The organism is Longimicrobium sp. (assembly GCF_048594345.1).
GTDB lineage: Bacteria > Gemmatimonadota > Gemmatimonadetes > Longimicrobiales > Longimicrobiaceae > Longimicrobium.
The window spans coordinates 43192-53111 of the sequence record NZ_JBMDXM010000198.1; the positions used below are offsets into that span (position 1 = coordinate 43192).

7 protein-coding genes are annotated in these 9920 nt (G+C 72.3%); 5 read left to right on the forward strand and 2 right to left on the reverse strand.

All coding sequences use genetic code 11. The features are described 5' to 3' along the window. Window positions 1-383 precede the first annotated feature (383 nt). The 3 genes from ACOJUJ_RS21780 to ACOJUJ_RS21790 are packed head-to-tail and all read left to right on the forward strand — an operon-like array spanning window position 384 to window position 3688. Window positions 384-1640 (forward strand): tetratricopeptide repeat protein, encoded by a 1257-nt coding sequence (locus ACOJUJ_RS21780; protein WP_420129024.1) that lies wholly within the window; start codon window positions 384-386, stop codon window positions 1638-1640. Beyond that, window positions 1637-2638, forward strand: a complete 1002-nt coding sequence (locus ACOJUJ_RS21785) for a hypothetical protein (RefSeq protein WP_420129025.1) — start codon at window positions 1637-1639, stop codon at window positions 2636-2638. The genes ACOJUJ_RS21780 and ACOJUJ_RS21785 overlap by 4 nt, the downstream gene beginning before the upstream one ends. Window positions 2639-2695: 57 nt before the next feature. After that, a complete protein-coding gene (locus ACOJUJ_RS21790) occupies window positions 2696-3688 on the forward strand; it encodes a tetratricopeptide repeat protein (RefSeq protein ID WP_420129026.1) in 993 nt (330 codons plus the stop codon). Window positions 3689-4162: 474 nt separating this feature from the next. Here the strand turns inward: ACOJUJ_RS21790 and ACOJUJ_RS21795 are convergent, their stop codons facing one another. Continuing rightward, window positions 4163-5455, reverse strand: coding sequence for a lasso peptide biosynthesis B2 protein (locus tag ACOJUJ_RS21795; RefSeq protein WP_420129027.1), 1293 nt, complete (start codon window positions 5453-5455; stop codon window positions 4163-4165). A 265-nt stretch (window positions 5456-5720) separates the two neighbouring features. Then, on the reverse strand, window positions 5721-8987 hold the full coding sequence (locus ACOJUJ_RS21800; protein WP_420129028.1) for a WD40/YVTN/BNR-like repeat-containing protein: 3267 nt from the start codon (window positions 8985-8987) through the stop codon (window positions 5721-5723). A 181-nt stretch (window positions 8988-9168) separates the two neighbouring features. Between ACOJUJ_RS21800 and ACOJUJ_RS21805 the strand changes: the two genes are divergently transcribed. Together ACOJUJ_RS21805 and ACOJUJ_RS21810 are read left to right on the forward strand one after the other, a co-directional pair. Further along, window positions 9169-9726: a PepSY-associated TM helix domain-containing protein gene (locus tag ACOJUJ_RS21805; RefSeq protein WP_420129029.1), complete on the forward strand. Its 558-nt coding sequence runs from the start codon at window positions 9169-9171 to the stop codon at window positions 9724-9726. After that, on the forward strand, window positions 9726-9920 hold a 195-nt coding region (locus tag ACOJUJ_RS21810; protein WP_420129030.1), incomplete at its 3' end, for a hypothetical protein. The genes ACOJUJ_RS21805 and ACOJUJ_RS21810, both read left to right, overlap by 1 nt.

Consider the following 9920-nt stretch of genomic DNA (forward strand, 5'->3'; position numbering starts at 1 on the left):
GGCATTCGTGACTTCTTAGACCGGACTCAGAGTTAGCAGAGTTTTCTCGTGCCGTTTCCTCCGATCCGCGGCGAGGAGCCTCGGCCGGAGTGAGCGGACATGGCCCGCCCGTCTGTCGACGAGGCACGGGCCCGCGTGGTGCGTAGGAAACGGTAGACGGACGGAATGCGGCAGGGGGCCATCCGCGTTTTTTTGAGGGGATGCAGATCGGCGGATGATCTCCAGAACCCGCGGGAGAGCACGTCGATCGCACCCCCTGATGCGCGATCCGTAGAACCTTCCGTCAACGCCATGCTGGAGATGCGCGGCACCCCTGGCCGGACGCGGGCCCGTTCCGGATCTGGCATGACGATGATCACGATCTCCCCCATCCTCTCGAAGTGATGAGCGATCCCACCGCCGCGCGCCGGCAGCGCGGCTGGCTGCTGGCGCAGCAGGGCCGGGCCGAGCTGGCCGAGCAGGAGTACCGCCTGGCCCTGGCCGAAGACCCGTACGACGCCGACGCGCACGCCCTGCTGGCCCTGGTGCTGGCGGAGCATGAGTCCCGCCGCGCCGAGGCGCTGGAGGAGGCGCGCGCGGCGGTCGGCCTGGCCCCGGACGATCCGTTTCCACACTACGCCGAAGCGCACGTCCACATCGAGGCGGAGCGCTGGGACGACGCGCAGCGGGCGGCGGAGCAGGCCATCCGCATCGACCCGGACGACCCCGGCCACTACGTGGTGCTGTCCGCCGCGTTTCTGGGCCGCCGCCGCTGGCGCGAGGCGCTGGACGCCGCCGACGACGCGCTGGCGCTGGACCCCACCCACACGGGGGCCGCCAACCTGCGCGCCACCGCGCTGGTGCACCTGGGCCGCAAGGACGAGGCGGGCGCGGCGCTGCAGGGGGCGCTGGCGCGCGACCCGGAGAACAGCCACACCCACGCCAACCAGGGATGGGCGCTGCTGCATCGCGGCGACCGCGCGGCGGCGCTGGGGCACTTTCGCGAGGCGCTGCGGCTGGACCCGGAAAGCGAGTGGGCGCGCGAGGGGCTGGTAGAGGCGCTCAAGGCGCGCAACCCCCTCTACGCGGGGATGCTGCACTACTTTCTGTGGACCAACCGCCTTCCCGCGCGCACCCGGTGGATGGTGCTGCTGGGCGGATGGTTCGGCTACCAGGTGGTGCGGCGCGCGGCGGACGCCAACCCGGAGCTGGCGCCCTGGCTGATGCCGCTGATGATCGCGTACATCGCCTTTGTCCTTCTCTCCTGGACGGCGCCGCAGGTGTTCAACGCCGTCCTCCTGGCCAGCAAGGACGGGCGATACGTCCTTTCCCCGGAGCAGCGGCGATCGGGCGGGTTCATGGCGGCCGGGGTGGCGGCGGCGATCGCCATGACGGTGGCCCTGCTGGCGATGGGGACGAACTGGCTGGAGGCAGGCGCCATCATGTTCGCGGCGCTACTCATCCCCCTGGCCGCCACCTTCCGCGGCCCGCGCGGGCGGCCGACGCGGGGAATGTCGCTGGTGACGGCCGGACTGTACGCCGTAGCCGCGGCGTCGACGGTGCTGTACGCGCAGGGGAGCGAGCTGGGCGGTGCGCTCTCCACCATCGTGCTGCTGGGCGTGGTGGCGATCTCGTGGGGAGTGAACCTGCGGGGCACGTGATTCCGCCGGAGGAGCACGGCCCGTCGCTGGAGGCGGCCCGGCAGCTGATCCTGGCGCGCAGGGCGGACCTGGCCGAGCCGGTGCTGCGCCGCTGGCTGGCGGCGTACCCGCGGTCGGCGCAGGGGCACGCGCTGCTGGGCTGGTGCCTGGCCCTGCGCAGGCGGGCGGACGAGGCGGTGGCGTCCGCGCGGGAGGCGGTGCGGCTGGCGCCGGACTGGAGCTACGTCCACGCTTCGCTGGGCGAGGTGTGCCTGCAGTTTGGCCTGAACCGCGACGCCGAGCGCAGCGCCCGCGTGGCCCTGGGGCTGGACCCCAACGACCCGCGCGGCTACGCCCTCCTTGCCGCGTCGCTGTACGAGCAGGGCGGCCGCCGCCGTACGCGCGAGGCGCTGCGCGCGGCGGACGCGGGGCTGGCGCTGGACCCGGAAGACGCGTGGTGCGCACGGGTGCGCGCGCTGGTTCTGAGCCTGCTGCGGCGCCACGCCGAGGCGCGCGAGGCGGCGGCGTACGCGCTGCGGCTGGCGCCGGAAGAGCCGCTGGCGCACGCGGCGGCGGGAACGGTGGAGATGGGGGCTGGCGCCCGGCCGCGCGCCGGTGATTTTCTGCGGCAGGCGCTGCGGCTGGACCCCGCCAACGACTACGCGCGGACGGCGCTGCGGACGGCGACGGACGATTCCCGCGGCGCGGCGGGGCTGCTGGTGCAGGCGCAGCGCTGGGCGCGGCCGCTGGGCTGGGTTCTCGCCCTGTACGCCGCGGAGCTGGCCGTGGTGCTGCCGCGGGCGAGGGGCGCCACCATCGCCTGGGTGCTCGTCGCCTCCACGGTCGTGCTGCTGGTGCCCGGACGGCGCATGCGGTGGGCGCACCGCCGCCACCCCGCGCTCGTGGAGGAGGTGCGCCTGGGCGGCGTGGACGATCCCGCGGCGCGGGAGGCGCGCCAGCTGCTGGTCTACTACGCCATCCTGCTCCTTCTGGCGCCGATGCTCGTCCTGCTGGAGTAGCGCGGCGCTCCCGCTCGTCCACCCATCACGCTCCGGCGGTTCCCTCTCCATCGTTCCATGGACCTGTACGACGACGATTCGCTGCTCCAGGCGTGCGAGCGGCTGATCGAGGTGCGGCGGCTGGATCTGGCCGAGCGCGAGCTGGGCCGCTGGCTGTCGATGCACCCGGAAGACGCGTACGGGCACGCGCTGATGGCGTGGACGCTCACGCTGCAGGGGCGCGGCGAGGACGCCCTGCGCGCGGCGGGCGAGGCCGTAAAGCTGGAGCCGGACTGGGCGTACACGCACGCCATGAAGGCCGAGGCGCTGGAGCACCTGGACCGGCACGACGAGGCCGAGCGCAGCGTGCGCGAAGCCCTGGCGCTGGACCCGTACCATGCACCCTACTACGCCCTTCTGGGCGCGGCGCTGCTGAACCAGGGCCCGGCCCACGCGCGCGAGGCGCTTCGCGCGGCCGACGCCGGGCTGGCGGTGGACGCGGGGAGCGTGGCATGCGCCCGGGTGCGCGCGGAGGCGCTTTTGCGCATGGGGCGGCTGGCCATGGCCCGCGAGGCGGCCCGGTTCACGCTGCACCTGGCCCCCGACGCACCGTCAGCGCACGTGTCCGCCGGGTGGATCGAGCGGGCGGCGGGGAACCTGGAGGGGAGCCGCGAGCACCTGCGCGAGGCGCTGCGCATCGACCCCATGAACGACGACGCGGCGCGCGTGCTGCGGCTGGTGGGTGACGGTCCCCGCTTCTGCGCGGCGCTGGTGGTGCAGGTGGAGCGATGGGCAAAGCCGCTGGCAGTGGCAACCGCGGTCTTCGCGGCGGAGCTGGCGGCGCTGTGGGTGCGCGGCAGGCTGGACGCCTTCGTCCTCTGTTACCTGCTGGCCATGCTCGCGCTGCTGGAAGCCGCGATGCTCTGGGTCCGCATCCGCCATCCCCATCTGGTCGCGGAGTCGCGCCAGCCCGGCGCCATCGTCCCCTCCGATCAGCGCGACGCGCGATGGGCCCTGCTCCTGGGCATCGGCATCCTGCTCCTCGTTCCCCTCCTCGCCCTTCTCGGCTGATCTCGCCTCCGCACCTCCACTGTCGAGGTGGCGGACGGTTCACGGGATCGCGCATCAGGTGGTGCTGGCCGCCCGCTCTCGTGCGCTCCGGCGGGGCATTCACCGATCCACATGCCTCTTCAAAAAAATAAAAAATGCGGATGGCCCCCTGCCGCATTCCATCTGCGTCCCGTTCCCGACACCCTCACAAAAGATCCCGTCTCGTCGACATCCTCCACCCGCACCCGGCACCAGGAATCCGGCTTCACATCCTGAAATCAGCGGGAACGGCACGTAAAACTCTGTTGACTCTGCTGACTCTGTGTGAGACCCATTCCCTTTGTCGAATCGCGAAAGCACGACGACCCGGCACGAGAAAACTCCGTTGACTCCGTTGACTCCGTGTGAGGCCCCATTCTTTTGCGGCTCGCGACAAACGATCGGCCCCACACCGAAGTGTGAGGCCGATCAGCTTTCGGACGTGATGTGCCGGATTCAGGACGATGGATAGCGGAACGTCTCGCGATACAGCTCGCCGACCGTAAAGTCGCGCAACTCGGGAAGCACGCGGCCGTCCAGCTCCACCCAGGCGTGCTTCCCCGGCCGGCCGTCCTCCAGCCGCACCCCGCTTACGAACGAGACCGGCCACCCCTGCTCGCGCAGGGCCACGTAGAGCGCCAGCGAGCGCACCAGGCAGTCGCAGCCGCCGCCCCTGCGCAGCAGGCGCGAGGCCCAGCGCACCCCGCGCGTGGTGCGAAAGCGGCTCACGCGCGTGGCCGGCGCGCCGGGCTCCGGGCCGGCCGGCGTGAGCGCGGGAAGCAGCTCGCCCAGCTCCGTCGTCTCGCGCAGCGCCTTTCGCGCGCGCACCACGTACGGCAGCATGGCCGCCGCGTCCGCCGCGATCCCCGGGGCGTTGGCTACGCGCAGCACCGTGGCGCCCAGGTGAAAGCACTCCGCGGCCGAGAGCGTCCGCGCCCGGCGCACCCAGGCGCGAGGCGGCCGGCCCAGCTCCAGCCGCCCGCGCTCCGGATCAAACCGCTCCCGGAACAGCCGCAGCGTGCGCGCGCACCCCAGCTCCCGCGAGCGCGCCTCCAGCTCGCCGTCGTCCATTCCGCCCTCCTGGCGCAGCAGCCGCCAGTCCAGCGCGTCGTGCGCTTTTACCCCCCAGCCGTCCGCCCCCCAGGCGCGCCCCAGCACCAGGCCGACGAGCAGCGCGTCCACCGGGTCCATCTCCCACACCCGCAGCCCCTCCCACGTGCGCTCCCGCGCCCGCGCCCACACCGCGCCGGTCACGTGGCGCTTCAGCCGCAGCCCGGGCGTAAGCGCGCCCAGCGCGTAGCGGTGCGCGTCCACGCAGATCCCCGTGGTGGGGCTCACCAGTTCGAACGCGGTGTGAAAGTGCGGCTGCCCCACCTCAGCCGAATCGTAGTTCACCCGCCACCCCTCCTGCTCCGCCAGCCGGCGCGCGTCCTCCGCGCGCTCCGGCGGGATCAGGATGTCCACGTCCGCGTACGCGCGGGTGCCGCGCACGGGGTACACGAACTCCGACAGGTGAAAGCCCTTGAACAGCAGCATGGGGATCCCCGCCCGCTGCCACGCGCTCAGCAGGGGGAACAGCGCCGTGCGGATGTCCATCCGCCGCGCCACCGAGGTCACAAAGTCCATCCGCAGCAGGTCGCGCTCCGGATCGCCCTCGGCCAGCGTCGTGTACGCGTACGCGCCCAGGCCGGCCGCGCGAAGCTGCGCCGCGGGGGGTGCGTCGCCGCGGCCCAGCAGCCAGGCGGCCACCGGGGTCAGGGATGGGGATTCGGTGGATGCAAGAGCTGGCACGCGACACTGCCTCGGGCCGGGCTGGGAACGGCAACGCCGGGAACTGCGCGGGGGGGCTTTCGGATGGCGATCCGGCGCGCGGCGGGCGAGCGCCCGCTACGGTCAATTTATACGCGGGTGGCAGTCTCGTCCAGAAGGATCCTGCTGGTACGGACGGGCGGAGCACACCATCGTGCCCCGCCCGTCCGTTCACCCCCTCACGCGCCGCCCCGCAACGCGCCCGTCACCAGCGCCGGTGCTCGCCTTCTTCCTCATCCGTCTCCTCCTCGCGCCCGTTCCCCGGCCCGTCCGTATCCACCTGCAGCGGGGTGCGGGTGACGGGGGGAAGCCGCTTCGCGCGCAGCAGGCGGTTGAGCGCCTCCAGGTCCGTCGTCCACAGCGCCTCCAGCGCCGCCAGCTCGCGGTCCAGCTGGCCGGAAAGCTCCTGGAACACCTGGTACGACTGCTCCGTGGGCGCGCTCTCCGCCTCTTCCACGTGGCCCATCAGCGCCGCCAGCTTGTTGTTCAGGCGGATGGGATAGTTCAGCGGGTCCTGGCTGCTCTGGTTGCGCACCTGGTACAGCCGCTCCTCGATCACGCCGATGCGCGCCAGCAGCGAGTCCGCCGCCCGACGCACCTCCGCGTCCTGCGTGCGCTCCAGCCGCTCCTGCACCTGCTGCCGCACCCCGCGGATCAGCAGCACCGCGTCGTTCGCCTGGCTGGTGCGGTTGCGGATCTGCATGGCGAAGTCGAAGCGGCGCTGCAGGTCCGCCTGCGACACTCCCTGCAGCCGCGGATCGGTGCGGACGGTAAAGGTCTGGCGCTGCTCGCGGCCGTCCACCGTCAGCCGCACCGTGTAGGTGCCGGGGACCACGCGCGGGCCCGCCTCGGTGCTGGCCGCCCACAGGATCATCCCCGGAAACGACGTGGGGCCCGGGTAGCGCAGGTTCCAGCTGTAGCGGTTCATCCCCGGCTGATTGGGCGCGTACCGCTGGGCGCCTCCCCACCCGCCGCCTTCTCCCTCGTCGTCATCGTCCCCGCCACCGCCCGCGCGCCGCGGGTTGCGCACCGAGTCCGGCCGCGTGTCGTTGGCGAACGAGCGGATCACGTTCCCCTGCGCGTCCAGAAAGTCCACCGTAAGCCGCCGCGCCGCCGCCGGAAGCTGGTAGTACACCGTCACGCCGTTGTCCACGCCGCGCGCCACGTCCGCCGGCTGGTACAGGCGCGGCGGCGTACCCGCGGCGCGGTTCCGCGTGCGGGCCGGGGCGTCCGGCTGCGCGGGGACGTCGCGCATCTGCCGCAGCAGGTGGGCGCCGTAGTCCAGCGCGTAGAACGAGCGCCCGTGCGTGCTGATCACGATGTCCGCGTCCCGCACGGCCAGGTCGGAAACCTGGACGACGGGAAGGTTCAGGCGGATGGACTCCCAGCTGCCGCCGTCATCCCACGAAACCCACACGCCGCGCTCCGTGGCCGCGTACAGCATCCGGGGCCGCACCGGGTCCTCGCGCACGGAGCGCAGGTTCTCGCCCTCCGGCAGGTTGCCGCCGACGTTCGTCCACGTGCGCCCGTAGTCGTCCGTGCGGAACAGGTAGGGGCGGAAGTCGTCCAGCAGGTAGCGGTTCCCCGCCACGTACGCCGTCCCCGGCCGGTGCGGCGACGCCTCGACGGTGAAGATCTTGGTGTGCTCCGGCAGCGCGGGCGGCGTGATGTCCGTCCAGCTGCCGCCGCCGTCGCGGGTCACGTGCACGCGGCCATCGTCCGAGCCCGTCCAGATCAACCCCCGCTCCCGCGGGCTGGGCCCCACGGCAAAGATGGTCGCGTACGTCTCCACCCCCGTCTGGTCGCGGGTAATGGGACCGCCGGACGGCCCCAGCGTGGCGGGATCCGCGCGCGTCAGGTCCGGCGAGATGCGCTGCCAGCTCTGCCCCTCGTTGGTGCTCTTCCACAGGTGCTGCGTGGCCGTGTACAGGACCGCCGGGTCCATGGGGTCGAACAGGATGGGGAACGTCCACTGCGTCCGCTCGCGCACGTCGCTGGCGGACTGGCCCATGGGGTTCTCCGGCCACACGTTCACCGGCCGGTTCTGCCCCGTGGAGTAGTCGAAGCGGTCCAGCGCGCCGCCGTAGCAGCCCGCGTAGTACACGTCGGTGTTGGAGGGGTGCGGGGCCACGTAGCCGCTCTCGCATCCGCCCACCGCGAAAAAGTTGCGGCCGCCCGCGTTCAGGTGCCCCCACCCGCGGACAGGGACGCAGACGGTGGTGTTGTCCTGCTGTCCGCCGCACGCCATCGCCGGCTGGTGGTGCGTCAGCGCCAGGCGGTAGATCTGCGCCGTGGGATAGTCCTGGTCCGTCCAGCTCTTTCCGCCGTTCACGCTCACGTTGCCGCCGCCGTCGTTCCCCTGCACCATCCGCTGGTTGTCGTCCGCGGCAATCCACAGGTCATGGTTGTCGCCGTGGGGCACGCGGATGGCCGTGGGGAACGTCTTGCCACCGTCGTCCGAGCGGTAGAAGCCAACGTTCAGCACGTACACGCGGTCCTTCTCTTTGGGATCGGCCAGCAGGCGCGTGTAGTAGAAGGCGCGCTGCCGCAGCTTGCGCTCGGTGTTCACCCGCTCCCAGGTGTCGCCGCGGTCGTCCGAACGAAAGACGCCGCCGCTGTCGTGCTCCACGATGGCGTAGACGCGCGTGGGGTCCGCGGGGCTCACGGAGACGCCGATCTTGCCGACCAGGCCCTGCTGCGGCAGGCCGGGGCGGCGCGTGAGCTCCGTCCAGGTGGCGCCGCCGTCGTTGCTGCGGAACAGGCCGCTCCCGGGGCCGCCGCTGCTCATCGCCCACTGGTTGCGCCACGCCTCCCACAGCGCCGCGTAGACGATGTCGGGGTTCTGGGGGTCGATGGAGATGTCGACGCCGCCCGTCTTTTCGTCGCGCTTAAGCACCTGCGTCCACGTCTGCCCGCCGTCCGTGGTGCGGTAGATGCCGCGCTCCGGGTTGGCCTCGCTGTAGTGGCCAAACGCCGCCGCGTACGCCACGTCGCAGTTGGTGGGATGGATGCGGACGCGGCCCACGTTGCGTGCCTCGCGCAGGCCCACGTGCGTCCAGGTCTTGCCGGCGTCGACCGATTTGTAGACGCCGTCGCCCGCCTGGATGTTGCCGCGCAGCTGGCTTTCGCCCGTGCCCATGTACAGCACGTCGGGGTTGGACTGGCACACCTCCACCGCGCCCACGCTGGACGTGCCGATGCGGCCGTCCGTGGTGGGCTGCCAGGTGGTGCCGCCGTCCGTGGTCTTCCACAGCCCGCCGCCCGTGGCGCCAAAGTAGTACTCCTGCGGCCGGGCGGTGCTGCCGGCCACGGCGATGCTGCGGCCGCCGCGGTTGGGCCCCAGGTTGCGCCAGGCGAGCCCGCGGTACCGCACGCTGTCGGCTTCCGGCGGTGTGTTGCGCTCCACCTGCGCCGCCAGGGACGGCGCGGCGAGCAGGGCGAGCGCGACGAGTGCACTGCGGAGTGGGTGCATGGATCCAGGCTGGTGGTAAGGACGTACGGCGGGCCACCTCCGGCGCGGGGTCGCCGGACGGTGTGCGCGGGGGCGCCGCAGGTTTCTCGCCACCCCGCGCGGACTTGCCGCCGCCGGGCGAGCGGTGTAGCGTCGCACCCGTATTCTGTATACGGCCGTTGTCCCCTTAGCCTGCACCCGGATGCCCGTCTCCGCAAGCACCCGTCCCGTTGCCGCCGCCGATCGCAAGCCGCGGGACCGCTCCCGCGGCTGGGCGCGGTGGATGTTCTATTCGCACCTGTGGCTGGGGGTCATCACCACCGGCCTGGTCCTCATCATCTGCGTCACCGGTGTGCTGCTGAACCACAAGCGCCCGCTGGGGCTGATGCCCGACGTCCCCAACGAGTCCCCCGGCGCGCTCCCCGCCTCGCTGCCCATCGCGGAACTCGCCGCCCGCGCGGAAGGGGCCGTGCGGCCGGAGGTGGCGGCCACCGGCATCGACCGCATGGACGTGCGCCCCGGCGACGGCTTCGTCAAGGTGCGCTTCGACGACCGCGAGGTGCACGAGGTGACGGTTGACCTGGCCAGCGGCCGCGTGCTGCACGTGGGCCTGCGCAACGACGTGTTCCTGGAAAAGCTGCACTCCGGCGCGATCTTCGGCGACGGCTGGACGCTGCTGAGCGACATCGCCGCCGTGGCGCTGGCCGTGCTGGTGATCAGCGGTCTGTGGCTGTGGCTCTATCCGCGGGCGCGGTCGTGATGGGGTCCAAGCTGGCTCTGGTGGCGGGGCTGTTCATCGTCCCCGCCGTGCTCCTCTGGCTCGGCCACCGCCTGCGCCGCGCCACGGCGACGCGCCGCCGCGTCTTCTGGGGCGCGACCCTCGGCTACCTGGCGGGGATGCTGGTCACGCTCGTCGCCCTCCACTACCCCGCCGTCCTCTGGACTGGCGGCGAC